This is a genomic window from Nocardiopsis sp. LDBS1602, assembly GCF_035818715.1.
Taxonomy (GTDB): Bacteria; Actinomycetota; Actinomycetes; order Streptosporangiales; family Streptosporangiaceae; genus Nocardiopsis; species Nocardiopsis alba.
In genome coordinates this window covers 224,968-251,459 of record NZ_JAYLVW010000005.1, presented here as the reverse complement: position 1 = coordinate 251,459, position 26,492 = coordinate 224,968, and the positions used below count along the sequence as shown (strand labels likewise).

At 69.8% G+C, this 26,492-nt stretch carries 20 protein-coding genes; 9 read left to right on the top strand and 11 right to left on the bottom strand.

Translation table 11 applies throughout. The annotated features are described in order from the left end of the window. The first annotated feature begins 186 nt into the window (after positions 1–186). Positions 187–1,593, top strand: coding sequence for a GH1 family beta-glucosidase (locus tag U9J66_RS17975; RefSeq protein WP_042284270.1), 1,407 nt, complete (start codon positions 187–189; stop codon positions 1,591–1,593). Between the two features lie 423 nt (positions 1,594–2,016). Here U9J66_RS17975 and U9J66_RS17970 read toward each other — a convergent pair whose 3' ends face one another. Further along, a complete protein-coding gene (locus U9J66_RS17970) occupies positions 2,017–3,162 on the bottom strand; it encodes a DNRLRE domain-containing protein (protein ID WP_326338208.1) in 1,146 nt (381 codons plus the stop codon). A gap of 687 nt (positions 3,163–3,849) precedes the next feature. On the opposite strand from U9J66_RS17970, the gene U9J66_RS17965 reads away from it, so the two are divergent. The 4 genes from U9J66_RS17965 (at position 3,850) to U9J66_RS17950 (ending at position 9,016) form a co-directional block, all read left to right on the top strand. Beyond that, entirely contained in the window at positions 3,850–4,455 is a 606-nt protein-coding gene (locus tag U9J66_RS17965) for a TetR/AcrR family transcriptional regulator (protein ID WP_326338207.1), read from the top strand. A 157-nt stretch (positions 4,456–4,612) separates the two neighbouring features. Beyond that, positions 4,613–5,827 (top strand): MFS transporter, encoded by a 1,215-nt coding sequence (locus tag U9J66_RS17960; protein ID WP_161112478.1) that lies wholly within the window; start codon positions 4,613–4,615, stop codon positions 5,825–5,827. A 196-nt stretch (positions 5,828–6,023) separates the two neighbouring features. Continuing rightward, on the top strand, positions 6,024–7,577 hold the full coding sequence (locus tag U9J66_RS17955; protein ID WP_326338205.1) for a cation:proton antiporter: 1,554 nt from the start codon (positions 6,024–6,026) through the stop codon (positions 7,575–7,577). Positions 7,578–7,750: 173 nt separating this feature from the next. Continuing rightward, positions 7,751–9,016, top strand: coding sequence for a helix-turn-helix domain-containing protein (locus tag U9J66_RS17950; protein ID WP_326338204.1), 1,266 nt, complete (start codon positions 7,751–7,753; stop codon positions 9,014–9,016). Positions 9,017–9,060: 44 nt separating this feature from the next. On the opposite strand, the gene U9J66_RS17945 is transcribed toward U9J66_RS17950, so the two are convergent. The 4 genes from U9J66_RS17945 to U9J66_RS17930 form a co-directional block, all read right to left on the bottom strand. Then, entirely contained in the window at positions 9,061–10,224 is a 1,164-nt protein-coding gene (locus tag U9J66_RS17945) for a hypothetical protein (RefSeq protein WP_042284229.1), read from the bottom strand. A 14-nt stretch (positions 10,225–10,238) separates the two neighbouring features. After that, positions 10,239–12,221, bottom strand: a complete 1,983-nt coding sequence (locus U9J66_RS17940) for a hypothetical protein (RefSeq protein ID WP_326338203.1) — start codon at positions 12,219–12,221, stop codon at positions 10,239–10,241. Between the two features lie 50 nt (positions 12,222–12,271). Beyond that, positions 12,272–13,132 (bottom strand): TIR domain-containing protein, encoded by an 861-nt coding sequence (locus U9J66_RS17935; RefSeq protein WP_442789859.1) that lies wholly within the window; start codon positions 13,130–13,132, stop codon positions 12,272–12,274. Positions 13,133–13,683: 551 nt separating this feature from the next. Then, positions 13,684–14,859: an MFS transporter gene (locus tag U9J66_RS17930; RefSeq protein ID WP_326338202.1), complete on the bottom strand. Its 1,176-nt coding sequence runs from the start codon at positions 14,857–14,859 to the stop codon at positions 13,684–13,686. Between the two features lie 55 nt (positions 14,860–14,914). On the opposite strand from U9J66_RS17930, the gene U9J66_RS17925 reads away from it, so the two are divergent. Next, the gene (locus tag U9J66_RS17925; protein WP_161111442.1) at positions 14,915–15,286 is read left to right on the top strand and encodes a MerR family transcriptional regulator; all 372 of its coding nucleotides are present in this window, start codon (positions 14,915–14,917) and stop codon (positions 15,284–15,286) included. A gap of 51 nt (positions 15,287–15,337) precedes the next feature. On the opposite strand, the gene U9J66_RS17920 is transcribed toward U9J66_RS17925, so the two are convergent. Beyond that, a complete protein-coding gene (locus tag U9J66_RS17920; RefSeq protein WP_237449991.1) occupies positions 15,338–16,219 on the bottom strand; it encodes a LysR family transcriptional regulator in 882 nt (293 codons plus the stop codon). Positions 16,220–16,295: 76 nt separating this feature from the next. Between U9J66_RS17920 and U9J66_RS17915 the strand changes: the two genes are divergently transcribed. Beyond that, positions 16,296–17,291: a bile acid:sodium symporter family protein gene (locus U9J66_RS17915; protein ID WP_326338201.1), complete on the top strand. Its 996-nt coding sequence runs from the start codon at positions 16,296–16,298 to the stop codon at positions 17,289–17,291. Positions 17,292–17,312: 21 nt separating this feature from the next. Here U9J66_RS17915 and U9J66_RS17910 read toward each other — a convergent pair whose 3' ends face one another. After that, on the bottom strand, positions 17,313–18,407 hold the full coding sequence (locus U9J66_RS17910; RefSeq protein WP_326338200.1) for a hypothetical protein: 1,095 nt from the start codon (positions 18,405–18,407) through the stop codon (positions 17,313–17,315). A gap of 176 nt (positions 18,408–18,583) precedes the next feature. Between U9J66_RS17910 and U9J66_RS17905 the strand changes: the two genes are divergently transcribed. After that, positions 18,584–19,444, top strand: coding sequence for a DUF3592 domain-containing protein (locus tag U9J66_RS17905; protein WP_326338199.1), 861 nt, complete (start codon positions 18,584–18,586; stop codon positions 19,442–19,444). Positions 19,445–19,575: 131 nt separating this feature from the next. Here the strand turns inward: U9J66_RS17905 and U9J66_RS17900 are convergent, their stop codons facing one another. The 4 genes from U9J66_RS17900 to U9J66_RS17885 form a co-directional block, all read right to left on the bottom strand. Beyond that, positions 19,576–20,541 carry an ornithine cyclodeaminase family protein gene (locus U9J66_RS17900; protein ID WP_326338198.1) on the bottom strand — a complete coding sequence of 322 codons (966 nt, stop codon included), beginning with the start codon at positions 20,539–20,541 and terminating at the stop codon, positions 19,576–19,578. Further along, positions 20,538–21,881: an MFS transporter gene (locus U9J66_RS17895; RefSeq protein WP_014910854.1), complete on the bottom strand. Its 1,344-nt coding sequence runs from the start codon at positions 21,879–21,881 to the stop codon at positions 20,538–20,540. The genes U9J66_RS17900 and U9J66_RS17895 overlap by 4 nt, the downstream gene beginning before the upstream one ends. 188 nt (positions 21,882–22,069) lie before the next feature. Beyond that, on the bottom strand, positions 22,070–22,762 hold the full coding sequence (locus tag U9J66_RS17890; protein WP_017535638.1) for a GntR family transcriptional regulator: 693 nt from the start codon (positions 22,760–22,762) through the stop codon (positions 22,070–22,072). Positions 22,763–23,188: 426 nt separating this feature from the next. Continuing rightward, on the bottom strand, positions 23,189–24,466 hold the full coding sequence (locus U9J66_RS17885) for a GAF domain-containing protein (RefSeq protein ID WP_014911298.1): 1,278 nt from the start codon (positions 24,464–24,466) through the stop codon (positions 23,189–23,191). A gap of 129 nt (positions 24,467–24,595) precedes the next feature. Here U9J66_RS17885 and U9J66_RS17880 point away from each other — a divergent pair, with 129 nt between their 5' ends. Then, positions 24,596–26,422: a flavin-containing monooxygenase gene (locus U9J66_RS17880; RefSeq protein WP_326338197.1), complete on the top strand. Its 1,827-nt coding sequence runs from the start codon at positions 24,596–24,598 to the stop codon at positions 26,420–26,422. Positions 26,423–26,492 lie beyond the last annotated feature (70 nt).

Genomic DNA, 26,492 nt, shown 5'->3' with positions numbered 1-26,492 from the left:
CACCGGATCGGTCGGACCTCGAAATCGCTCGTGTCCGAGCACGGACCAGTACCGGCGGACGGTTCGGGCTCGAGGAAGAGAAGGCGACCCGAGGTGACCCGAACTGGGCGAAGGCGCAGTGCGAACATTTTTGGGAGCGCTTCCATGACGGTGGACCGGCCGAACCCGACGCGAACGGAAGGCATCATGACCGACCAGTCACCGCCCCGGTTCCCCCCGGACTTCCTCTTCGGCACGGCCACGGCCGCCTACCAGATCGAGGGCGCCGCCCGAGAAGGCGGACGAGGGCCCTCCATCTGGGACACCTACTCCCGCACCCCCGGAAAAGTGGCCCGAGGCGAGAGCGGCGACGTCGCCTGCGACCACTACCACCGGTACGAGGAGGACGTCGCCCTGCTCAAGGAGCTGGGCGTGGACACCTACCGCTTCTCCATCGCCTGGCCTCGCGTCATCCCCGACGGCGCCGGCGAGGTCAACCCCGAAGGCCTGGCGTTCTACGACAGAGTCGTCGACGCCCTGCGGGAGGCGGGCATCGAACCGGTGGCCACGCTCTACCACTGGGACCTGCCCCAGGCCCTGGAGGACGGCGGCGGTTGGAGGGTCCGCGAGACCGCGCACCACTTCGCCGCCTACGCGCGCGTGGTCGCCGACCACCTCGGCGACCGCGTCGAGCGCTGGATCACGCTCAACGAGCCCCACTGCACCGCGTTCGTCGGCCACGCCGTGGGACGTCACGCCCCCGGGACCCGTGAGGGCACACCCGCCCTGGCCGTGGCCCAGCACCTGTTGCTGGCCCACGGGCTCGCGGCGAGGGAACTGCGAGCCTCCGCCGCCGAACACGGACGCGAAGCCGAGGTCGGCATCACCCTCAACCCCGACCGGCTACTGCCCGCGACCGACTCCCCCGAGGACGCCGCGGCGGTCGACCGCGCCGAGACCCTGCACAACCGCGTGTGGCTGGACCCCCTGTTGCGCGGCGTCTACCCCGACAACGAGGAGGCGACCTGGGGTCCGATGGCCGACGGCGGCTACCGCGAGCCCGGAGACCTGTCGGTCATCGCCCAACCCTTGGACTTCCTGGGTCTGAACTTCTACCGGCCCATTCGGCTCCGCGACGCTCCGGTCCCCGAGGGGCCCGACCGCACCGCCGTGGACATCGGGGTGGAGGAGGTGCCGATCGAAGGGGTGCGGCACACCACCATGGGTTGGCCGGTGGTCCCCTCCTCCTTCACCGACCTGCTCGTGGACCTGCGCCGCCGATACCCGGAACTGCCTCCGATCCACATCACGGAGAACGGCTCCGCCGAACCGGACGAGCCCGGCCCCGATGGGGTCGTGCACGACACGGACCGCATCGCCTACCTCCGGGACCACCTCTCCGCCCTCGCGGACGCCATCGCGGCCGGGGTCGACGTGCGCGGCTACTTCGTCTGGTCGTTGCTCGACAACTTCGAGTGGGCCTATGGCTACGAGCGCCGCTTCGGCATCGTCTCCGTGGACTACGACACGCTGACACGCACCCCCAAGGACAGCTACCACTGGTACCGGGACCTGATCCGGGAGCACAAGCGGCGCCGCGCCTCGATCGGCTGACCCCCGGCCGCGATCCCGGTCGGACGAAGAGCGCGCACGCTCGACGCGGGGACGCCGAACCGAGGACCGGCGGCCCTTCGCGCGGACGCGCCGACGGCGGTCCGGAACCCTCCTGTGCGGTGCCCGTGCGCACAGGTGGTTCCGAACCGCTACGGCCTCCCGCGGTGGAGCCCCCACCGGGCTCCGTCGCGGGTGTGTCCGGCTTCGGGACGCGCGTCCCTCGTACCGGCGTGGAAACGTGCCGTCTCCGCGTGCGGTCACTGCGCCCTGCGACCGGCGCGCGGTGACGGTACGGCCTCCTCGACCGCCTCCGAGCCCTTCCCACCCTGGGGGCTCGGGGTCGGTCGGCCCGTTCTCGCCTCGGGCCGCCATCGACACGTCGCTCCGCCCGACCGGAGGGCGCGTCGTAGAGGGGGGATGCCGTCATCCGTCGACCGTTCTCCCTCGATCCGTGGATCGGGAGAGGTCTGTGTGAGGCCCGGGTCTCGGGGGGCCTCGTGCACAAGGGGAGGACGGCTCGTCCTGGACCCGCTCCGCCGTCGGAACGATCGGGCCGCCGACCCGTTCGTACCGCCGGAGAGCGGACCCACCGTGCGACCGGCCCTCGTCGGCGACGTCCACGACACGAACGCCGTCGACTCCCCCACCTCTGAGGACGGCATCGTCCGAGAGGGCCGGGGACCACACGGTCGAGGGGGTCGAGGGGATGGAGTGGCTCTCGTGCGAGGCCGCGGCCTGGTGGACGACCGGTGCGGTGTCCACCGCCTCGTCTCGTGTCCTGTCAGGGTCGGGGTTTCGAGGCACGTCGTGGTCGACCAGTAGTGTCGGCGCGGCCTCCTCGACGTCGAAGCGGCGCCATGCCTCGCTCCGTTCCTCGTCGCGTTCGCCGAGTCGAAGGTGGAGGTGGCTCTCCCCCGCCTCCGCCGCCCGGCGATAGGCCTCGGTCACGTCGAACTCGACGCCGCCGTCCACGGAGCAGGCCTTCCGCCCGCCCTGGAGGGTCCGGGTGTCGAGCAGGGTGCGGGCCTCGGGCTGGTCGTTCCAGGTGACCCCGGTGTCGAAGGGGTCGACCCGGTGCAACTCCATGGAGGACGAGCCGGCGCAGTCGTAGGACCACACCACCTCGGCGCGGAGCACGACCGAGTCCGCCACCGCTCCGAGGTCGGGGTCGACCGGGAAGCGGAAGAGGATCCTGCGTGTGTAGGAGCGGTCCCATTCGAGGTGCCCCATACCCACACTGGAGATCTCGGCGTCCTCGTAGGAACGGTCGGGGAAGGCACGGTCCACGTAGGTCCAGGAGGAACTCTCGACCTCGGTCCGGCCGCTCCCGGTGCCCTCCGAGACCGACGTGTCGGCCGCGTGGGCGACGTCGAGGTCATCGGGTCGTTGAGCCTCTCCGTGGTGGAGGGAGGTCCCCGTCGTGTCGACGGCCCGGTTCTTCGAGGCCGCCGTGACGTCATCGAGGGTGGATGGCTGTTCGGTCGCCGTGGCGGGGGCGGTCGCCCCCAGCGAGAGAAGCAGGGAGCAGGCCGACAGAACCGCCGTCGCGCGGGTCAGGGAACGACGCATTACGGATGGTGCCTACACATTCAAGCTATGACCGAAAAAGAATTCGGGTGGGGCTCTTCCGCCCCCTTCCAACTGCAAAGAAGTTATCAAATTCCCCCAGTGGACGACAAACGATGGCGACATAAACACCGACCAAAAAACACGATGAGCATCAACAGAAACCCGGACCCATCAAGGCCTCGGAGACGCCGCGAAAGATCGAACACATGAGCGAATTTCATTCGGCGATCGCCAAATCAGGATTCCCATCCGGCCGAAAACCCTCCCCCTCGAGCTCCAACCGAACCGCCCGCACAGCGGCGACTCTCGAGTCGATCCGGCACGCGAGCCCCCCTCCCACTCGAACGCCGACCCACCCCACCCCCACCCCGACCATGAAGCAAGGGGAATCTCCCCATAACCGACAAAAGCCATCGAATGACACACCCCCATTCCCCACCGACCCCCCATTCCGAGAAGAAGGAAACCCCATCCCCACGAGAAGGGGGTCGAGCACGCGACCCCCTTCTCGCGATAAGCACCGAAGGGGAATCGAAGAACGAGACGGGATCCGCCGGTGGACACACGCGCCCGTTTCGACCATGACCCGGACGAGCCCCGACGGGCCGACACGAGGAGCGCCCTCGAAGGACACCACCCCGACCCGGTTATGGACGATTCGTTCCAGAACCGTGTAGGGTGACGCCCATGGCGAGACCACGAGCCTTCGACCAGGCGGAAGTCATACGCTCCGCGACGCGACAGTTCTGGCGGCACGGCTTCCACTCCACGAGCGCCGAGGACCTCTGTCGAGCCACCGGCCTCGGACGCAGCAGCCTCTACAACACCTTCGGCAGTAAGGACGGACTGTTCGCCGCGTGCCTGGAGGGCTACCTCTCCACCACCGGCGCACGCACCGCCGAGATGTTGGGCGACCCCTCACGGGGCCCGCTCGAACGGATCGAGTCCCTGCTCACGATGATGGCCGAGGAGGAGGCCGACCGCGCCGAGAACGGCGACCCGAAAGGCTGCCTGGCGGTCAACACCGTCGCGGAACTGGCCGACGATCCGGACCGCGCGGCCGGCGTGCGGAGCGTTCGCCAGGACACCGAGACGCGCCTGAGCCTGTTCGCCGACGTCCTGCGCATGGGCCAGGCCACCGGAGAGGTCACCACCGCCTCCTCCGCCGAAGGTCTGGCGGCCTACCTCAACGCGGCGATCGCCGGACTCCGGATCTCCTCCCAGGGCGGGGCCTCTCCCGAAGCCCTGCGGGAGATCGTCCACACCACGATCCGCGGCCTGCGCCCCGCCTGACCTCCACTTCGACCACTCGTCCCACATCTCACCCTCATTCTGGTCATTCCATTCCAGAACAAGGGTGCCCACTTCGCGCGCCTCCGTCGCTCGATTTTGAACCGATCATTCCAGAACTGGGGAACCCCAAGTGACCACCACACCGACCACAGGGCGCGTGCCCACCGCGGTCTACGTCCTCGCCGCCGGCATCTTCGCCATGGTGACCAGCGAGTTCGCCGTCGCCGGACTCATGCCCCAACTCGCCGAGACCCTGGGCACCGGCATCGAACAGATCGGTTACCTCGTCACCGTCTTCGCCGTGGCGATGTCCGTCGGCGGCCCGATCATGACCCTCGTCCTCCTCCGGCTTCCACCGAAGAGCGCCCTCATGGTGATCTTCGGCGTCTTCCTCGTCGGCAACGTCCTCGCCGCGCTCGCCACCACCTACCCCGTCATGGTCGTCGCCCGCGTCATCGGGGGCATGGCCTCCCAGGCCTTCTTCGGTCTCTCCCTGTCCCTGTGCGCCCGACTCGTGGACGAGCGCATGCGCGGCCGCGCGGTGGGGGTCGCCATGAACGGCCTGATGCTCGGCACCCTGCTCGGTCTACCCTTCGCGACGTTCATCGGCGGCCGCTTCGGCTGGCAGTCCGCCTTCTGGACGATCTCCCTGCTCACGGTGGTGGCGGCGATCCTGACCCTCGCCTTTGTCAAGACCCCCGCCACCGACGGCACCGCCGCCCGGCCCACCGCCTCGGTCACCGAGGAGCTCGCCGTGCTGCGCCGACCGCGTTTCCTTCTCGCGATCGTCTCCAGCACCCTGATCATCGGCGCGACCTTCTCGGTCTTCAGCTTCTTCACGCCGATCCTCACCCGGGTCACCGGTTTCTCCGAGGGCACGGTGCCGCTCCTGTTGCTGGCCTATGGCGCCGCCACCCTCATCGGCAACACGGTCGTGGGCCGGCTGGCCGACCGGCACACCATCTCCACCCTGGTGATCGGCACCGGACTCAACGTCCTCTTCCTCACCGGGTTCGCCCTCTTCACCGACCTTCCTCCACTGGCCCTGGCCTTCATGCTCGGTATCGGCCTGGTCGGAGTGACCATGAACCCGGCGATGGCGGTCCGTGTCCAGCGGGCGGGAAGCACCACACCGCTGGTCAACACGGTCCACAGCTCGTTCATCACGCTCGGGGTCATCGTCGGTTCGGCCTTCGGATCGGCGCTGATCCCGCACTACGGCCTTCGCGCGCCCATCGTCCTCGGTATCGGGCTGGCGCTACTGGCCGTCCTGGCCATCCTCCCGGCGCTCGCCGACCCCTACCTGCGCAACGGAACCCGGCGTGAGGAGACCGAGAGCGCTCCGGTCGAAGGCGAACTCGTCGGCCGTTGATCGCTCCGTCGAGGGCCCGGACCCGCCGGATCCGGGCCCTCGACGCCCTCCCCTCGGTCATCGTGCTCGGAGGGCGGCGGAACCGGTCCGGACACGAATCGCGCGCCGTCGTGTGATGCCCGGGCAACATGAGGGTCCTCACGTACCATCCTGCTGGTCGACCCCCTGATCGGAACGAAGGCGCGGCTCGGCGGGGATGCGCGGAAAGCGGGGGGCCATGGGGATCGAGTGGGCCGCGACGATCATGGTGGCCGCGGTGTTGGCCGTCACCCTCCTCGCGCGGCGGTTGCGCATCGCCGATCCGATCCTGCTGATCGTTCTGGGGGTGGTGCTCGCCATCATTCCCAGCCTGCCCACCGTCATCGTGGAACCCGACCTGCTCCTGCTTCTCGTCCTTCCTCCCCTGCTCTTCTGGCACGCGTTCATCGTCTCTCCACGGGAGATCAAGGCCACCGCCCCGGCCGTCACCCTCCTGGCGATCTTCCTCGTCGCGCTCACCGCCCTCACCGTGGGATGCGTCCTGAAGCTGCTCCTGGACCTTCCATGGCCGGTCGCGATCGCGATCGGCGCGGTCCTCGCCCCCACCGACCCCATCGCCTTCCTCACCGTCGCCCGACGCCTCGGGGTCTCACCACGCCTGGTGGGACTGCTCGACGGGGAGAACCTGCTCAACGACTTCACCGCGCTGGTGATCTACGGTGTCGCCGTCGAGGCGGCCCTCACCGACACCTGGTCGGCTCCGCACGCGCTCTCGCGGTTCGTCCTGACGGCATTCGCGGGCGCCGCGATCGGCCTGGTGGTGGGGTTCATGATCTCGACCGTCAACCGTCGTATCACCACACCATCACTTCCCCCCATCGTCACGCTCGCGGGCGCCTACCTGGCCTTCCTTCCGGCCGAGGCGCTGCACGTGTCCGCCGTGCTCGCCGCGGGTGTGGCCGGGCGGACGGCCGGCGCCCGCTCCCCCATCGTCGACCGTCCGGAAGGGCGCATCGTCGGCTACGGGTTCTGGAACACCTGGACCTTCCTCCTCACCGCCGTGCTCTTCGTCCTCGTCGGGCTCCAACTCCCGGTGGCCCTCGTCGGCCTCACCGACATCGCCATGACCGCGATGATCTGCCTCGCGGTCATCGGGACCGTCGTGACCCTACGCCTGGTCTTCTCATTGGGCATCGGTCTGGTCCCGGCCCCCATAGCGCGACGGATGACGGTCACGCGCAGGCGATGGCCGTGGGCGGAGAGCCTGATCGTGGGCTGGTCGGGCATGCGCGGTGCCTTCTCCCTGGTCATGGCCCTGATCCTCCCGCTCGACTTCCCGTACCGCGACCTCGCGATCGTCATCACCTTCTCGGTCATCCTCGCGACCCTCATCGGCCAGGGCCTGACCCTGCCGATCCTCATCCGACGGCTGCCCATCGAACGCGACGAGGTCTCCCCCAGAGAACGGATACGCGCACGTCAGGAGGCTCGTGAGGCGGCACTCGACCGCCTGGACGAGATCTCGGAGGAGGGAGGTATCTCCGAGGAACAGGAGGCGCGCCTCCGGTCCGGTTACCGGAATCACGGCGGCGAGGACGCCGCGCGCGCCCATCGGGCCGAACTGGAGATGATCGCCGCCGAGCGACGGGCCGCCATCGATATGCGTCGCAACGGCCGGATCAGCGACGACATCCTCCGTGAGATCGAGTCCGACCTGGACATGCGCGCCGTGCTGCTGCACGAACACCTCACCGACCCGGGAAGGGGCTGACCCCCGGCCCGGCCTCACGACGCCTCGGGACCTCGGCGGGGCGGGGACGTTCGCCGTTCGAGGGACCATCGGCCCGTTTCCCCGCTCCGCCTCTCGGGCACCCCCGGCGTCGTCCGTTTCCCCCCGCGCGGGCACCGGACAACCACTCCTCCTCCCCTAGGAAGGCGACGAGAATGTTCGGTGCCGAGCTCCGCCGACGACGGCAGGAGGCCCGGATGTCCCTGGCCGATCTGTCCGGGGTCACCCACTACAGCAAGGGGTACCTGAGCAAACTGGAGACAGGGGCCAAACCACCGACCTCCGAGACCGCCGTCATCTGTGACAACGCGCTCGACGCGGGCGGAGCGCTACGCGCGCTGGCCCCTTCCCGGACCCCGTCCGGAGACCCCGAGCCGAAGGTGCCCTCCCACAGCCAGGAGGTGTGGATCCTTCGCATGGAAGCCGATGGCAGTACCGAATTCAGTGGGATGGACCGTCGTACCGCGTTGTCCGCGGGGGCCGCGTCGTTGGTGACGGCGGCGGCCGGGCCCTCCCCCGTCTCTCCCGCCTCCCCCGAGACCCTGGTCTGGTTCCGCGAGCAGTTCGCGGCGCTTCGCGCCCTCGGACAGCGGGCCGCGCCCCGGGTCGTCCTTCCCTTGGCGGTGGCTCAGGCCAACGCGTTGCGACAACTGGCGGCCGGGACGAACGGACGTTCGGCGGAGGAGGCCCTGGGCCTGGCCGCCCGGTTCGCCGAGTACGCGGGCTGGATGGCGCAGGAGGCGGGCGACGACTCGGCGGCGTTGTGGTGGACCGACACCGCGGCGACGATGGCGGCGACCGCCGGCGATCGTGAGATGTGCGCGTATGTGCACGTGCGCCGGGCTCTGGTCGCGATGTACGCCCACGACGGGGCCCGGACGATCGGACTCGCCGAGCGGGTGCGCTCCGAACCGGGGGCCTCGGCGAGGGTCCTGGGGCTGGCCGCCAAACGTGAGGCCCAAGGGCACGCTCTCGTGGGCGACCTCGTGTCGTCCGAACGTGCCCTCGAACGCGCCCGCGAACTGTTGCCGGTGCCGAAGGGAACGCCCTCTCCCCATGTCCTCGGCTCCTCCCACGTGGCCGACCCCGTGGGGGTCGCCCGGGGGTGGTGCCTGGTGGACCTGGGCCGTTTCGAGGAGGGAGCGCGGGTCCTGGACGAGGAGGTGGCCCGGCTGCCGGGGTCGGCGGTGCGGGCACGGACCAGGTTCGGGGTGCGTCGGGCCTTGGCCCACGCCCTGGCCGGGGAGGTCGACCACGCGTGTGCCCTGACCGGAGAGCTGCTGGACGGTGTGGCGGCCTCCGGTTCGGCCACGGTCACGGCCGATCTCCGCCGGCTGTCCCAGGCGTTGACCCGCTATCACGGGCACGGGGCGGTGCGCGACCTGAGCCCTCGGCTCGTGGCCGCCCTGCACCGCCCCTGAAAGGGGACGCCCGCCCATCGTCGATGGGCGGGCGCGGTCCTCGTCTAGAACGGAGGAACGGACCCCGCCTCCTCCGGAGGGTCGTCGTCCTCGCGAGGTTCGGACCGCTCTTCGTTCCCGGCGGCGCCGGGCAGACCGAACCTCTCGCGCAGCCGAGGCGCCATGGGGGCCAGGGGGCTCTGTTCCAGGACACGGGTGATCCGGTCGGCGGTCATGGTGCGCTTGTCGTCGTCCTCGATGGAGGAGATCAGATCGACGAGGGTCTCTTCCGGGTCCTCACGGACGACGGTGGTCCCCGGGATCTCCTCCTCGACGTACCACCCTCCGGGGCCCCTGTCCCCCTCCGTCCTGAGGCCCGAGCCCTCCTCCGCTCCGATCCCCTCCAGGGCCGAGGCCAGATCGGGGTCCCATCCGCGCAGCCGTTCACGCAGGTCGTCCAGGTCCTTGCCCTTGCCCGCCTCGGACAGGTGGGCGAGCGAACCCACCCTCCTCATCGTGGTCTCGACGTCGGCGTCGTTGCGCACCAGGTCCCAGATGACCGCGTTGCCCGGCGTGGAGAAGACGTCCTCGGCGAAGTAGGTGCGTTTGGTCCGTTCGACGAAACGCTCCATCTCCCACCGGTTGTTCTCCTTGCGCATGTCGGCGATCCGCCTGAGCCGTTCGGCGTCCTCCTCCATGAGGCCGAGCGTCACGTCGTCCGCCCACACCTCCAAGAGGCCGTTGTAGACCGACGCCGCCTCGCCCAACCTCGCGGCCAGGGAGTGCAGGGCCATGTCCACCTCGTCGGCCCGGTAGCGTCCCACCTCGGCCTGGGCCTTCGTCACGATCACGTTCGCCGCGGCCCGTTCCGGGTTGCGCAGCCTCTCGTCGGGCTCACCGACCCATCGCCATCGCACGTCGGCGGAGAACACGAACTCGTAGTCCTCGGTCAGGCTCGCCATTCGTGTATCGCGTACCCGGATCGACCGGGTCTCCCGCCGTTCGTCCGGGCGGTCGGGTACGGGCGGGGGTCCCATCGTCATGGCCGTCGAGGTCAGGCGGGGGTCCTCTCCGCCGATGGCGGTCATCAGCAGCACCAGGGCGAGGAGCATGAGCAGCAGCGGCGCCCACACCCACGTCCATGGCCCGGCCAGCGGGTGGACGGCGAGGGGGACGACCACGGCCGCCACCACCATGATCAGGAGGCGGTTGCGCGCTTTGGGGCTCACGAGGGGGGTTCCTTTCATGCGAGGGGTCGGGGGGACAGATCGAGCCCTTGTGCCGCGTCGATGTGTCGAAGGAGCGCGTCGGCCCGGGAACGGCGGGAACCGGACTCGCCGCCGGAGGCCCAGCGCAGGGCCGCCGCGTAGAGGGAGGAGAGCCGTCCTGAGTCCATCGCCGCCGTGACCAGCCACCGGGCGAGGATGTCGGCCAGGGCTCCGGGATGCTCCAGGAGCCGCTCGCAGTAGCGGGAGGCCGCCGCGGCATCACGGAAGAGCACGACGGGAAGCCCCGCGCGGGTCCACGCTCCGACGTCGGGCCTCCTCGCCTGCGGTCGAGGACCGTCGACGAGTCTGGCGGGTGTGGTCAGATCCTCGAACAGGTCCCCGTCGATCGGCCTGTTCCTCCGATCGGGGCCGGCCAGCTTGTTGCTCACCCGGCGCAGCAGCCGTCGGTACAGGAAGGGGTCCTCGGCCAACCGGAGCAGCGCCGAACGGGCGGCCGCCGCGGCGTCGGGGTCCTTGTTGCCCGCCAGGTGGTGCAACCGGACCAGGGCCTGATCGGGGTGGGTGGTGACCAGGACCTCCGAACAGACCGCGACCAGGACGTAGGCCGTGGCGCCCGGAAGGGCCTCGGTCCGCGCCCACCTGTAGATCTGCTGCCGCGCGGCCCCTCCGTGCCGGGTGTCCTCCAGGACCGAGGAGAGCAACAGCGCCGCCTGCGGACCGTGTTCGAAGGACCACTTGTAGACGCGTTCGAAGAGCTCCTCCAGCCGTTGGGCGCGCAACGCCTGGCCCGCCCAGCGTTCGGCGACGGCGTCCCGATCGACCGGGGACAGCCCCGGATCGTCCAGGCAGGTGTCGATCCACGCGGCGAACTCGCCTTGGAGGTGCGGATAGGAGTCCCAGAAGGCCTCGCGGACGGCACGACCGTAGCCCGGCGAGGAGAACCCGATCCGGCGTTCCTCGTCCAGGGTGACCCCCACACGGGCGATCTCCTCGGTGAAACCCGCCCTCTCCAGCGGAGGGGTCTCGTCCTCGGGGGTACGGACGATCGGCAGGAGGCGTTCGACGGCGGCGGAGTGGCGGTCGAGCTCGGCTCCTTCGAGGAAGGCGGCGGCCAACAGGATCGCGCGGCCCCGCCCCTCGGCCTCGGCCACGGCCTTGTCCGCGGCCGGGTGACCTTGCCCGAGCGCCCGTTCGAGCCGCTCCCCGAGGCCGACTCTCCCGCCCTCGCTCTGGTGGTCCTCTCCGGCGCGACGCGCCAGACCTTCGATCTCCGACATCGAGGCCCGGCCGAGCCACTCCACCACCGGTCCGGGGAGCAGGGGGAGCTCCAGGGGAAGGGCGGTGCTCTCGTGCCGGTGATCGGGCAACAGCCCGTATCGGACCAGGTGCCGGTACAGGACCTTCGTGCCGTGGGGACGGCGCAGGGTGACCGACCGTTCCCGCAGCTCGTCGGGGAGGTCGCGGACATCCTCCTCCTCCGCGAGGAGGATCAGCCGCGCCTTCACGTTCTGCGCCTGGGAGGCGAGGGAGACCAGGCTCGTCCGTAGTTCGGAGACCGAGCAGGTGAGCCCGGTCAGCTCCACCATGAGCCGTTCGCCCTCTTGGATCTCTCCGGCGTCGAGGGTGGGACGCGGATCGACCTCCACCTGGACCTCGCGCAGGTCGACGAGGCCTTCGCTCCCCTTCGGCACGAGGGTCAACTGGGCGCAGGTCCGTTTGCCCACGCCGGGAGGTCCGGTCAGGACCAGGACCCCGTGCTCCTCCAGCTCCCTTCGACGCTTCTCCTCGTCGTATCCGGGCGGGGCCACGTAGTGGGCGCGCAATTCCTCCAGGCGTTGCGAGGCGACCACGGTGCGGGGGCGCCGCAGTCGTCCTCGGTCGTCCATGGCGAACCTGGCGGCCTCGGCGGAGCCGGAGAAGTAGTGGTGGTGATTGATGTCGCCGGTGCCGTGGTGCACGGAGGCATCGTTGTACTGAGACCCCTCGCCGGTGTTCACCGCACCGTCGTTACCCGAGATGATCCTCGTGGGGGGCGTCTCCACCGGTTTCACCCGGCCTCCCCACGGTGACGCGGGGCGTGGAGGTTCTGGACCCCGATCTGGTCACCGGTGCCGTGGTGCACGGTGGAACCATTGTACTGGTCGCCGCTTCGGTTGTGCACGGTGGAACCGTTGTACTGATCGCCGGTTCCGTTGTGCACGGTGGAACCGTTGTACTGGGTTCCGGAGCCGGTGTTCACCGTCCCTGAGTTGCCGAAAACCACGTCGCGGGTCGTCCCGCTGATCTCGTTGACGCCCTGGAACTCGCGGGCCTGGGCGACCGTTCCACCGCTCACGTCGCGCATGGTGTTGGCCACCTCCGCGATCGGAGAGGAAACGGCCCCCTCCTCGGCGGGCCGTTCGCCGATCTCGCCGAGCCGGGGCACGACCACCTCCACCGCCTCGATGACCTCTTCCAGATCGCTGTCGACCGAGCGGTGGTGGAACCGGCGGTACTGGCACCGGGCCAGGCCCCGCATGTCCTCGGGCAGATCCGCCTCGCGCAGTCGAGGGGCGTCGTCGAACAGGACGGGGATCACCGGGGTGCCCAGGGACAGGGCGGTGGCGATCTCACGTCGGGTCCAGTCGTCGGGGTCGTCGAGGGCCCGACCCACCCCGTCGGAGCGGTGCGGGCTGTCCAGCCAGGCCGGTCCGATGATCGCGATGAGGACGTCGCAACGGCGTACGGCCGCGTCGAGGGTCCGTACATAGTCCTGTCCGGCCTCGATCGAGCGGCTCGCGCGGAACGCCTCGTCCGGCCCGAAACGCCGGCCGAGCTCGCGGTCGATCAGCGTGGCCACGTGCTCGCCGTCGCCCGTCCTGTAGTTGATGAAACATCCCGGCATGGAGAACCCCTTCCGATCGGTCACCGGGGCACGCGGGCCGCGTACCCCGGTGACCGATCCTGGAGTGCCTTCGGCGGCCGGAAAAGGCCCAGGGACCCGTTTTCCCGAGGCCCGTCCGGTGGGAAACGGGAAACCCCGCGAAAAATCCTTCCGGGGAGCTCGGTTTCACCCGTGAACGGCCACATTCGGCCACCGGAAAAGTTGTGCCCCCGTTCGGAACACGAGATCCATCGAATGCACGTTCGACACGAGAGGGGTAGATGTCTCCAAGAGCATCACCCCTTCGGAGAGGCGACCCCACGGCGTTCATCTCCCGGTTCATCCAGAGGAGAGCCGATCGTCACCGGAATAGTGCGTACTCCCGATAACGCGCCCCTCCGCACCGGCGATCCCGAAAGGGTTTTTCGCCCCCCGAGGAGGAAACCATCGAACCCTTCACCCGATTCATCGTCGACGCCGTCCACGGGTTCGGGTCGGAACCGGCGGCCCCGCCGTACACGGGGAGAGAATCGCCCTCGTCGGCGGAAAGGAACGTCGATCTCGGGAAACACCCGCGGGCACCGGGGGCGGTGATGTCATCGGGCTCTCGGGGAACGGGCGATGACCAGGGCCAGAAGGAGCGGCGCGACCCCGAGGAGAGGGAGCGTTCCCGGCCCGAGCGGGCCGGACGAGACCACCCCGCCGAGCCGGCCCGCGGCGGCGATGCCGACGTTGAAGGCGGAGCTGTTGACGGCGAGAGCGAGGGCGGGCGCGATGCCCTCGGCCTTGGTCGCGATCCAGGTGTTCAGGGGCGGAAGGGTGGAGAAATAGGCGAACCCGACCAGCGCCAGACCCATCGCCGCTCCCGGCCCCGTCCCCGAGACGAGGGCCGCGATGACGAGGGCGATCGCGGTCATGGACAGGGAGAGGGTGAGCGCCCGAGGCAGGTTCCGGTCCGCGAGGCCCCCGCCGACGAGGTTCCCCGCCAGGCAGGCCGCTCCTTGGAGCAGGAGGATCGGGGCGACGGCCCGATCGGGCACACCCGCGCCGTCGGTGAGGAACGGGACGGCGTAGGCGAGCAGTGTCATCGCGCCGAGCCCCGCCGCCGCGCTCATCGCCACTCCGCCCAGGACCGGCCCTCGGGCCAACACGCGAAGGGAGCCCGGACCGGTGGAACCGCGAGGGGCCTCGTCGCGGGGGAAGGAGATGAACACGAGCACCAGGGTGACGAGGATGGACAGCGTGATGAGACCGAAGGCCCACCGCCATCCCAGGGTCTGGGCCAGCAGGTTTCCGAGCGGAACCCCCAGAACCGTCGCCGCTCCGAGGCCCAGGGTGATCCGGCCGACCTCGCGCCCCCTGCGGTCTTCCGGGGCGAGGCGGACGGCGGAGAGCATGAACGTCACGAGCACCGTGGTGTGCAGGGCCCCGGTGATGATCCGCGCGGCCATGAGCGTGGTGTAGGCGGGGGCGATGACCGCCACCACGGTGCCCGCTCCGTACAGGGACAGCGCGAGGAGGGCCAGACGTCGTAGTGGGAGTCCCCCCGTCACCAGGGACAGGAGCGGTCCGGCGACGACCGCCGTGGCCGCGTAACCGGTGACGAGCAGACCGACGGTGGAGACCGGGACCGCCAGGGCCGTCGACAGGTGGGCGAGTACCCCGGCGATCACGTTCTCCGAGGTCCCCAGGGCGAACGCGCCGAGTACGAAGGCCCCGGCCAGAGGACGGGGCACACCCGTGGCACGGGGTGTATCGAGGGTTTGCGACATGCCGTCGACGCTAGACTCTGACATCGATGTGAGAGTCAAGTCGAAGGGCGGGGTCGTGCGTATCGGTGAGCTGTCCCGACGGTCGGGGGTGAGCGTTCGCTCCCTGCGCTACTACGAGCAACAGGGGCTGCTGCGTCCGGAACGTCTGCCCAGCGGGTACCGGATCTTCGACGAGCACGACGTGGTCCTGGTCCAACGCGTTCGTTCCCTCCTCGAAGCCGGTCTGAGCACCCGCAAGATCGTGCACATCCTGCCGTGCCTGGCTCAACACGAGGACGGGATCGGTCTGGCCTGCGCGGATCTGTACGACGAGCTCGTGACCGAACGGGACGGACTGTTGGAGCGCATCGAGACGCTGCGCACCTCGGTGGAGGCCCTGGAGGCCGTCATCGCCGCGAGCCCGCGAAGGACCGTCGAACCACTGTGAGCGGCCTTCGCCACGCTCGTGGAGACGCCCCGCGGTGGCCTTCGAACGGGGTCAGCGAGGGTCGACGCGTAGTTCCCGGTGGTCGTCCTGGAGCGCGTCGACGAGCGCCCGTACCGCCGGGGACAGGGAGGTGCCGCGGGTCATCAGGACGAAGGTCGTCTCCGGAAGGACGGGCAGACCGTGGTCTCGGTCGACGAGCCCGTCCGGGGTGAGCGAACGCGCGAACGGCATCACGCCGAGTCCGGCCAGGGCGGCGGCGCGAAGCCCGCTGAGACTTCCCGAGGTGCAGACCACACGGTGCGCGCGCCCGACCGACATCAGCGCGTCCAGTGCCGCGTCCCGGGTCAGGCTCGGCCTGGGGTAGAGCACCAGGGGCACCGGCTGATCCTCCTCGATCTCGACCCCGGGCGCCGAGACCCACACCAGAGGGTCGCGGAACAGGGTGCGCGGCCGAAAGGCGTCCACACCCGTGGTGGCGTTCAGGCGCATCGCGAGCACCGCGTCGAGTTCCCCGGCCCGGAGTCTGCGGTGCAGCATGACGCTGAGCTCCACCGTGAACTCCAGATCGATGTGCGGGTGGCGGGCCCGGAACCGGCGTAGGAAGTCCGGGAGACGGGTCAACGCGAAGTCCTCGGAGACACCGAAGCGTACGCGCCCACGCGGTTGTGAGGAGGCGACCGCGCCGATCGCCTCGTCGTTCAGGTCGAGCATGCGGTGGGCGTAGCCGAGGAAGGTCTCGCCCTCGGCGGTCAGGCGCACGGTGTGGGTGTCGCGTTCCAGGAGGGTGCGTCCGATCTCCTCCTCCAGACGCCGCACCTGCTGGCTGACGGCGGACTGGCTCAGGCCCAGGCGTCGCGCGGCCCCTGAGAAGCTGAGTTGCCCGGCCACCGCGACGAAGGTGCGCATCCGGGTCAGGTCGAGCTCGTTCCGCATGGTCATCACGATAGGTGCAGACAGTCAGTACGGTATCCCCGTTTCCGAATGAACACCCTGCCGGCACAGTCGAAGGATGCTCTCCCGTCTACCCCGTTTCCTGGATCCGTTCCTGCTCCTGCTGGTCCTCCTCCCCGTCGTCGCGACCCTGGTCCCGGCCCGAGGGGCGGCGGCCGACGCCCTGGAGTACATCACCGTCGCGGCGATCTGTCTGCTGTTCTTCCTGCACGGGGCGAAGCTCTCCCCGTTGGAGGCGCGTCGCGGTTTCTCCCGGTGGCGGTTCCAGTTGCTCGTCCTCGGCTGCACGTTCCTGGTGTTCCCGCTCCTGGGGCTGGCGATCGTCGCGTTGCCGTCCTCGGTACTGAGCCCGGTGATGGCTACGGGGTTCCTGTTCCTGTGCATCCTGCCGTCGACCGTGCAGTCCTCGATCGCCTTCACCTCGATCGCCCGGGGCAACGTGGCGCTGGCCGTCAGTTCGGCGTCCGTCTCGAACGTGCTCGGCGTGGTCCTGACCCCGCTGCTCGCCGCGATCCTGCTGGGGTCGACCGTCGAGATCACCACCGAGTCCCTCCTCGGGATCTTCGGACAGCTCGTGGTGCCCTTCGTCGCCGGTCAGCTCCTGCACGGCCGGATCGGACCGTGGTTGAAGGAGCACCGCCGGATCGTTTCGGTGGTCGACCAGGGGTCGGTGCTGCTCGTCGTCTACGCGGCGTTCAGTGTGGGCGTGACCCAGGGGCTCTGGCAGGTCGTTCCCCCGACCCAGCTGCTCGTGGTCATCCTGGTCTCGTGCGTGCTGTTGGCCGTCGTGCTCGGGCTGTTCACCGGCCTGGGCCGGCTGGTCCGGATGGAGCGGGCCGATCGGGTCGTGCTGATGTTCTGCGGCTCGAAGAAGAGCCAGGTCAGCGGGCTCCCCATGGCCATGTTGCTCTTCCCGTCGGAGCAGGTCGGGATGTACGTGCTCCCGTTGATGGTCTTCCATCTGATCCAACTGCTCGTCTGCGCGGTGATCGCCCGCCGGGCGGCCCTCTCCGTTCCGGAGACCGAGGAGGCGGACGAGGCCCCGGCCCGCTGAGTCTCGTCCCGGCCGCCCCCGTCACCGCGGCCCGGGTTCGTCCCGGGCCTCGAGGATCGCCTCCACCAGGGCGGACGGTTCGACGCCGTCCGTGGACAGCGTCCGGGCCTTCGGAAGACGGGCCTCGATCGAAGCGCCCTCCTCGACACTCCTCGCGATCGCCCGTCGCAACCCCTCTCCGCCGATCCCCTTCCGCGGGTCGCCGGGGAGGGGCGGCCCCACGCCTTCGGAGCGCAGTCGGAGTCGTTCCTCCAGTGTCGCCGGACGGGCTCGCAGAACGACGCTCTCGGCCTCGTCTCCCAGCGACCGCGCCGTGTCGAGGTCCGCGCCGACCACGACCGTCCTCGCACCGCCCGCCGTGAGAGTACCGATCAGTGCCCGCGCGTTGTCCGCGCGCAGGCCGGACAGGTGCCTCCCGTGCGGATCCGCGCCGAGCAGACCGAGTTGTCGTGTGTCGACGTAGGCGACCGCGCGCCCCTCCCCGGCCATCCTGGAGAAGGCCCCGAAGCCGATCGTGGACGTTCCGACTCCGCCGGGACCGGTCACCAGGAGCACGCGCCCATCGCTCCTCGCGGTGTCGGCCGCCCTCTCCGAAGGCGCGGCCTCCGCGAGCACGGGTCCCAGGCGTTCGAGTGTCACGGCGGCCAGGTGGTCGACCACCCTCTCCCTGGTCATCCCGCCGGTGTCCAGGTGAAGGTCGACCCGACCCGTATCCACCCGCTCGGCGTACGCGACGGCCTCATCGGCACGCTCGACCGCCCAGCCGCGATGGTGGATCCGTTCGCGGAGCGTGGCGGCGTCGGCGCTCAGGTGACAGAGGAGGATCCGTTCCCGGTCCGCCCCGGGCAGAAGGCGGGCGAGATGGCCGGGGCCGTCGACGAGACCGGCGACCAGCAGCAGTCGTGCCCCCGCCTCCCGATAGCGAGGGGCGAGAGCGGCCAGACCCGAGGCGACCAGCTCGGTCTCCTCGGCGAGGACGCCGGCGGCCAGACGTACCTGGTCGGCGTCCACGAAGGCCGCGGTCACACCCCGTTCCGCCATGGCCCGCAACATCCCATGGCCGGCCGTGGACTTTCCCACGCCCGACGTCCCCGACAACCACACCACCGGCATCATGCCGTCACCTTAGGGGGAGGTTCGGCGGCCCCTCCACCCGTTTTCCCGATCCTCGCGGGCAGGCGCTCCCACCAGGGGTATCCCCAGACAGAGGCGGGTCGATCGCGAATCATAGGATGTCTCGAATCAGGAGAAACGGGACACGTCAGTGCTCCCCCGACGTCCGGAGGACCCTTGTGAGCACCGTCGACCCCGCCGCCGCGCGGGAGGCCCGTCTACGGCGACTGGTCGGAAGCCCCAAGGCCCTGATCCTCACCCTCGTCGGCGGGCTGACACTCGTCCTCGCCGGCGGCGCCGTCGGCTACGCCGTCTCGGCGATCATGGACCGGGTCCGGGTGTCGACGGTCAACAGCGTCTTCTCCGACACCGAGTCGACGATGGCCTACTGGGTCACCCCGATCGCCGCCATCGGCTCGATCATCGGTTTCCTCGCCTACAGCCACTGGAGCCACCGATATTCGGGCGGGCGTTCCATCCACCCCCGTCCGGTGACCCTCTGGTTCCTGGGCATCGCCGTGACGATGTGGTGGGCGACGACCTACCTGTGGGCCCCGGTCGACATGGTGGGCACCGCGATCGATCCGGTCTTCGGTGAGCACGAGGCCTGGGGCACCGGTGCCTGGTTCTCCTACGCGATGCGCTGGTGGGCGCCGGGCCTCGCGACGATCGTGTTCGTCCTGTCCCTGGTCTTCGGGTTCCTCTCCCGGGTCCGGGAACGAAGAGGACGGGAGCTCCTCGGCCGGCTGCTGCGCGAGGGAACCCGCACCACCGGTGAGGTCACCGAGCTCACCCTTCCCGTTTCGAACGACTCCGGCCCCTCCGTGACGCATTGGACGTTCTCCTTCACCGACCTTCGGGGACAACGCCGTTGGGTCCAGAGGATCCAACGTCTCCCCCGGGGCCGTGTCCTCTCTATCGGCGGCCCGGTGACCGTGCTCTACGACCCGGCCCGGCCGCACGACACCTCACGGATCTTCGTCGCCCTCGAAGGCGGGGACCGGGCCGAGGACTACCTCGGCCCCGGCCTGCGTCCCTAGCCCCTCTGGACATGGAGAAGGGCCCGGCCGCGGCGCTGGAGGACGCCGGGCCGAGCCCCGTGTGACCCGTCCGGGGCGGGAGGAAGGACCCTCCCGGACGGACGCGGCGGACGGTGCCGCGTTGGGAAGGGTCAGTCCGTGGGGGCCACACCCACGGCGACCGCGAGGTCCTGCCAGGACATGCCCGATCCCTTGAACACGTTGGGTCGGTCGGTCCGGCGTGAGAGCTCCCCGCGCACGAGCGGGGCGAGGCCGAGCAGATCGTCCTCGGTCAGGGTGCCCTCATCGATGGCGATCACCACGTCCCCGCATTCGCGCAGCGCGGCGCTCCGCTCCTCGACCACGACCTGGGAACGCCCCATGAGGGCGGCGTCGAGTTCACGGCGGTCCGGTTCGTGCGAGCCGATCGCCACGACGCACGCCCCGTCGCGCACCATGGACCCGTCGAACAGCGGGTCGGCGCTGGAGGTGGCGCACACGACGAGGTCGGCCTCGGCTACGTCGGTCGCAGCCCCCGCCTCGACGGTGACACCGCGTCCGGCGAGTTCCTCGATGGCGGCCCTCACCTTGTGCGGGGTGCGACCGACGAGTCTGATGTCGGTGAACTCGCGGATCCCGGCCATCGCGACGGTGTGCTCCACGGCCTGGGGTCCGTTGCCGAACACCACCAGGCGGGAGGCCTCCGGCGCGGTGAGGTGATCGGCGGCCACGGCCGAGGTGGCCGGGGTGCGCAGCGAGGTGAGGCTGACACCGTCGACGAACAGCCGCGGGGTGAGGGTGCGCGCGTCCATCAGCACGTAGGTCGCCTGGATACGCGGCAGTCCGAGTTCGGGGTTGCCGGGAGCCACGGAGGCGACCTTGACCCCGACCCAGTCGCCCAGGGTCGAGGGCATGAGCAGCAGATGCCCCGATCCGGCGTTCGCGTGGGAGCGGGCCGGGTCGTCCGCCGGGTCGAACCCGTCGCGCAGGGCCTGCTCGATGAGCCGGCGGGCGCGGTCCGGGTCGATGCGGCGGTGGACCTCCTCCGCGTCGACGAACGGCAGTCCGTTCACGGTCGGCGGCGCGGTCTCGGTCGTCGTGTTCGTTTCGATGCTCATGCTTCGACCTCGGTCTTCTCGGTTCCTTCACGTCGGGCGATGGCCGCGGTCTCCTTGCGGACGACGCGTCCCGAGACGGCGACGGCGGCGAAGGAGATGACCGCCAGGACCACCAGGTAGGCGGCGATCGGCCACCAGGCGCCGTCGAAGCGGGCGAGCAGCCAGGTCGCCAGCAGCGGGGCGGTGCCGCCGGCCAGCGCGGCGCCGATCTGGTAGCCGAGGGTCACACCGGTGTAGCGGACCCGGGTCGTGAAGATCTCCGAGGTCAGGGTGCCCAGAGTGGCGGTGACCGGGGGCCAGGCCACACCGAGGCTGATGATGACGGCGGCGTACACGGCCCAGTTCATGCGCAGGTCGAGCAACAGGAAGAACGGGGCGGCGAAGGCGGCGATGAGGACCACTCCGCCGAGGAAGACGGTGGAGCGGCCGAGACGGTCCGAGAGCGAGCCCATGAGCAGGATGGAGATGGTGCTGACGAGGGCGCCGGCGCTGACCGCGTTGAGGACCACCGACTGCTGCATGTCCAGGGTGCCGGTGGCGTAGCTGACCACGAAGGTCGCGAAGATGTAGAACGGCGCGGTCTCGACGACCTTGGCGCCGACCGCCACGAGGACCGACCGCCAGTGGTCGCGCAGGGTGTCCTTGATCGGCAGTTTGGCGATGTTCCCGCTCTTCTTGGCCTCGCGGAAGGCGGGGGTGTCGGCCAGTCCCTTGCGGATCCAGAGGCCGACGAAGACCAGGACGAGGCTGGCGATGAAGGGCAGTCGCCATCCCCAGGCCTCGAAGGCTCCGTCGGGCAGCATGCTGACGAGCGCGAAGGCGATCGTGGACAGGAGCATGCCGATGGTGACGCCGGTCTGGGGCACCGAACCGAAGAAGCCACGACGGTTCTTGGGCGCGTACTCGTAGGCGAGCAGCAGCGCGCCGCCCCATTCGCCGCCGATGGCCAGTCCCTGGACGACCCGGCAGAGGATGAGCAGGATCGGGGCGAGGACGCCGACCTGGGCGTAGGTGGGCAGGAGACCGATCGCGACGGTGGCGCCGCCCATCATCGACAGGGTGATGACGAGGGTCTTCTTCCGCCCGATGCGGTCACCGATGTGGGAGAAGACGATGCCGCCGAAGGGGCGGATGAAGAAGGTGAGCGACAGCGATAGGTACGACAGCATCAACGAGATGACGGGATCGTCGTTGGGGAAGAACTGCTTGTCGAAGATCAGCGCCGCGGCGGTGGCGTACAGGAAGAAGTCGAACCACTCGATGGCACTGCCACTGAGGCTGCCGATGAGCACACGGCGGTTGGTGGCCGGTTGGCCGACCGCGGACTGCTGGGAGGACACGCAGTACTCCTCGTGTCATGGCCCACGTGACGCGGGCCTCATGATGTGAACTTGTGCAACGTACAATTTTACGTTGCACAAAGCAAGACCACTTTCCAGGTCGATCAAGCCGTGACCTGCGCGGGACCGTCCCCGAGCGCGCTCTCGGCAGCGTTCCGAGGCCCTTCGAACCCGCCCCTGGAGCCCTTTCAGACCTCTTCGCGTCCCGCCCACACACCGCGCACGTGACCCAGGTGCCGCCGCATGAGCTCCTCGGCCCCGGAGACCTCGCGGGCCTCGATGAGGTCGAGCAGATCGTGGTGCTCCTGAGCGGTGGCCCCGAGCCGGTCCTCCTCGTACAGACGCCTCAGCGCCGACAGTCGGGACATCCCGCGAAGACGGCGGATCTCCTCCACCAGACGCCCGTTGCCCGCGATGGCCAGCAGCCGCAGATGGAAGTCGGTGTCGGTGGCGATGAACTCCTGGAGTTCACCGGCGGCGGCGGTCGCGTTGAGCCGATCGGCCAGCGGTCGCAGGAGCGCGACCTGCTCGGACGTCGCGATCCGCGCGACCCGACCGACCGTGGGCACCTCGATGAGCGAGCGCAGTTCGATGATCTCGTCGAGGACCACGTCCCCCACCTCGACCACGCGGTAGCCGCGGTGCCTCAGCGGCTCCACCAGCCCCTCCTGGGCCAGCTCCATCATGGCCTCGCGCACCGGGGTGGCGGAGACGCCGAGACGTTCGGCCAGCGTGGGGGCCGAGTAGATCCGTCCCGGTTCGAGTTCGCCGGCCACCATGGCCTGACGCAGCACGTCCGTCACCCGGGACCGCAGGCTGCTGTTCTCGGCGAGCGATCCGATGACCGATGCCGACCGCCCCCGCGGCGCGTCGATGCTCATGTGCTGTCGTTCCTCCCCGCACGGACTTCCGGAGCTCCCAGGATGTCATGCCCGACGCACACGTCATCGCCGGTCCGCGCCTTCGTGGTACCGCCACCGACCACCCTGTCCTACAATCCAGATGTCGCCATCATCCGAATGATGACGACATCCGAAACGTGACCGGAACCCCCGGAGCGGACCCACGAGACGACGCACGGCACGGAAGGCACGCCCATGAGACCCGTGACGACCCCCATCGATCTGTTGATGCTCCGCGGCCTGCGCTGTGTCGGACTCGGCCCTCCGGAACGGTCGCCCGCTCCCCGAGGCGGTCCCGACGTCGACACGGAACCGTCCACCCCCTCGCACGAGGACGCGACCGTCCACACCGTCGGGCCTATCGAGGGGCGGGCCTCCGCCCGCGCACACCGCCGCCCGAACGGCTCACGCCCCGCCCCGAGCGGCGATCATCGCGCGCACCCCGGGGCAGACGTGCCTCCGCACGAAGACGCACTCCTCCAACCGCTCGGCGTCGCCCGTCGCCACCTTCAAGCGAACGCCCCGCGCCACCCGGTAGGGACGCGAGGTCAACACCGAGCCCAGGGCCCGACGCAGCCGGGAGATCTCCGCGCGCACGCTCACCACGTGCTCCTCGTCCCCGTACAGGACACGGCTGAGCGCGGCGGCTCCGATCCCCTCCTGCCCGACCAGATGCATCAGGAGAAGGATCTCCGCGTGCCTGGTGGTGAGCCGGGAACGCCAGGAACCTCCCCCCACGACCTCCACCGTCGGTTCCCCCGATAGATCCAGTCGTAGCTCTACGAGATCGCGTCGAGGGGCCGATGGCGGACGCAACAGCCACCCCTCCCCCACCCGCTCGGGCATGCAGAGCCCCATCCCCGGTACCGCGAGCGCGCGCCCCTCGGCGGGGGCCGCGACCCGGTCCAGGCTCGGCGGCCCGGTGCCCTCCGCCACCCACCCGTCGTCGTCCACGAGCAGGTACGGCCCCTTCCTTCCCGCGGAGCGGACCCCGGAGGCGACCCTCAGGCGTTCCAGCCGGGCCCGATGGTGTTCGGCCAGTCGCAGCTCGACCAGGCTCGCGGCCCCCGCGACGAGGGCGGCGACCATGGGGTGCAGGGTCAGAGCGGGACCGCTGACGTCGACGACCCCGAGCATGCGCCCCGTCCTGGGGTCGTGGATCGGCGCCGCCGTGCAGTACCAGGGGAGTTGGCACTGCTCGAAGTGCTCGGCCGCGAACAGCTCCACCGGTTGGGCCTCGGCCAGGGCCGTGCCGATCGCGTTGGTGCCCACCGCGGACTCGGTCCATCTGGCCCCCTCCGCGAAACCGAGCCGGTCGGCGCTCATCCGGACCCCGGTGGCCCCGTCGCGCCACAGGACGATCCCGTCCGCGTCGGTGACCACCATCAACGACCGGGAGAGCCGGGCCGCGGAACCGACCATCCGGTGCAGTTCGTCGACGACGGACGACAGAGGCGATTCCCTGCGCCTGTGCTCGACCTGATCGGCGGGGAGCACCGACCGGAGGTTCCCGCCGTCGGGATCCAGCCCCATCTCCAGGACCCGCGACCACGATCGGGCCACGAGGGTGCGCGGTCGTCCCACGGCACGGGAGCCGCCGATGACCTGGTCCCGTGTTCGACTCAGTGCCCGGGCGTGGGAGGGCAGATCGGTTCCGGGGGAGATCGCGTGGAAGGTCGTCACTCTTCACCGTCCTCGTCGGCGCGTCGGGGGCGGTGGATCCGGGACGGTCGCGCAATCGGCCGCAACCCTTGTGGGGCCTCCACCGAACGAGTTGTGATGGCGATCACGTTACGCCAAGGAGGCCGTCTCATGACAGAATCCGCGAAATCCGGGGCGGGGGAACGGGAACCGACCGCTGTCCGCCATCGTGCGGAGACCTGGCTCCACGCCTTCGAGGAGGCGCTGACCGAACGCGACACCGCGCGGGCCACCGGAATGTTCGCCCCCACCTGCTACTGGCGCGACCTGGTCGCCTTCACCTGGAACCTGAAGACCGTCGAGGGCCACGAGGAAGTGGAGACGATGCTGCGCTCCGTCCTCGGCTCCGCCGACCCCTCCGGCTTTCATCTCACCGAGGAACCCACCGAGGCCGATGGCGTGATCGAGGCCTGGATCGCGTTCGAGACGGCCGTCGGCCGAGGCCGAGGACATCTGCGTCTGCGGGACGAGGGCGCCTTCACCCTGCTCACCACCCTCTATGAGCTCAAGGGCCACGAGGAACCCGAGGGGGAACGGCGCCCCATGGGGGCCGAGCACGGCGCGCGTCGCGACCGCGTCACCTGGGCCGAACGACGCGAGGCCGTCCTGGAGGGGATGGGACGCTCCCACCAGCCGTACGTGGTGGTGGTCGGCGGCGGGCAGGGCGGCATCGCGCTCGGCGCCCGGCTGACCCGGCTCGGAGTCCCCTACCTGGTGATCGACCGGCATGAACGCCCCGGCGACCAGTGGCGCGGTCGCTACAAGTCCCTCTGCCTGCACGACCCCGTCTGGTACGACCACCTCCCCTACCTCGACTTCCCTCGGAACTGGCCGGTCTTCGCCCCCAAGGACAAGATCGCGGACTGGCTGGAGATGTACACGAAGGTCATGGAGGTCGACTACTGGTCCTCCACCACCTGTCTGAGCGCGAAGCACGACGAGGAGACCGGGGAATGGACGGTCGTGGTGGACCGGGCCGGCGAGGAGATCGTGCTGCGCCCCCGGCATCTGGTCCTGGCCACGGGGATGTCCGGCAAGCCGGTGGTCCCCGAACTTCCGGGGCGTGACCGCTTCCTCGGAGATCAGCACCATAGTTCGCGGCACCCGGGCCCCGACGCCTATCGGGGGAAGAAGGCCGTCGTGATCGGGTCGAACAACTCGGCCTTCGACATCTGCGGAGCGTTGTGGGAGAACGACGCCGAGGTGACCATGGTGCAGCGTTCGTCGACGCACGTGGTCAAGTCGGATTCGTTGATGGACCTCGGGCTCGGCGACCTCTATTCCGAACGGGCCCTGGCCGCCGGGATCACCACGCAGAAGGCGGACCTGACCTTCGCCTCGATGCCCTACCGGATCATGGACACCTTCCAACGTCCCGTCTACGACCGGATCAGGGAGCGCGACCGGGAGTTCTACGACCGCCTCGAACGCGCGGGCTTCCTCCTGGACTGGGGCGACGACGACTCCGGGCTGTTCATGAAGTACCTGAGGCGCGGTTCCGGGTACTACATCGACGTCGGCGCCGCCGATCTGATCGCGGACGGACGGGTGCGCCTGGCGCACGGTCAGGTGACCGGGCTGACCGAGACCTCGGTGGTGTTGGAGGACGGCACCGAACTGGAGGCCGACCTGGTGGTGTACGCGACGGGGTACGGATCGATGAACGGTTGGGCCGCGGACCTGATCGGACGTGAGGTGGCCGACCGGGTCGGCAAGGTGTGGGGGCTCGGCTCGGACACCACCAAGGACCCGGGGCCCTGGGAGGGGGAACAGCGCAACATGTGGAAACCGACCCGCCAGGAGGGGCTGTGGTTCCACGGCGGCAACCTGCACCAGTCACGCCACTATTCGCTGTATCTGGCGTTGCAGCTCAAGGCCCGCTACGAGGGGATCCCCACCCCCGTCCACGGACTTCAGGAGGTGCACCACCTGTCCTGAGACCGAGAGGCCGACATCACCGGCCCGGGAGGGCTCCCATTCCACTTCGTCCAAAGTATTGACGAAGTGG

Excerpts from the sequence above, each read along its gene's own strand:
- U9J66_RS17975 (WP_042284270.1), top strand. The coding sequence starts at position 187 with ATGACCGACCAGTCACCGCCCCGGTTCCCCCCGGACTTCCTCTTCGGC.
- U9J66_RS17970 (WP_326338208.1), bottom strand. The coding sequence starts at position 3,162 with ATGCGTCGTTCCCTGACCCGCGCGACGGCGGTTCTGTCGGCCTGCTCC.
- U9J66_RS17965 (WP_326338207.1), top strand. The coding sequence starts at position 3,850 with ATGGCGAGACCACGAGCCTTCGACCAGGCGGAAGTCATACGCTCCGCG.
- U9J66_RS17955 (WP_326338205.1), top strand. The coding sequence starts at position 6,024 with ATGCGCGGAAAGCGGGGGGCCATGGGGATCGAGTGGGCCGCGACGATC.
- U9J66_RS17950 (WP_326338204.1), top strand. The coding sequence starts at position 7,751 with ATGTTCGGTGCCGAGCTCCGCCGACGACGGCAGGAGGCCCGGATGTCC.
- U9J66_RS17930 (WP_326338202.1), bottom strand. The coding sequence starts at position 14,859 with ATGTCGCAAACCCTCGATACACCCCGTGCCACGGGTGTGCCCCGTCCT.
- U9J66_RS17920 (WP_237449991.1), bottom strand. The coding sequence starts at position 16,219 with ATGCGGAACGAGCTCGACCTGACCCGGATGCGCACCTTCGTCGCGGTG.
- U9J66_RS17915 (WP_326338201.1), top strand. The coding sequence starts at position 16,296 with ATGCTCTCCCGTCTACCCCGTTTCCTGGATCCGTTCCTGCTCCTGCTG.
- U9J66_RS17910 (WP_326338200.1), bottom strand. The coding sequence starts at position 18,407 with ATGATGCCGGTGGTGTGGTTGTCGGGGACGTCGGGCGTGGGAAAGTCC.
- U9J66_RS17900 (WP_326338198.1), bottom strand. The coding sequence starts at position 20,541 with ATGAGCATCGAAACGAACACGACGACCGAGACCGCGCCGCCGACCGTG.
- U9J66_RS17890 (WP_017535638.1), bottom strand. The coding sequence starts at position 22,762 with ATGAGCATCGACGCGCCGCGGGGGCGGTCGGCATCGGTCATCGGATCG.
- U9J66_RS17880 (WP_326338197.1), top strand. The coding sequence starts at position 24,596 with ATGACAGAATCCGCGAAATCCGGGGCGGGGGAACGGGAACCGACCGCT.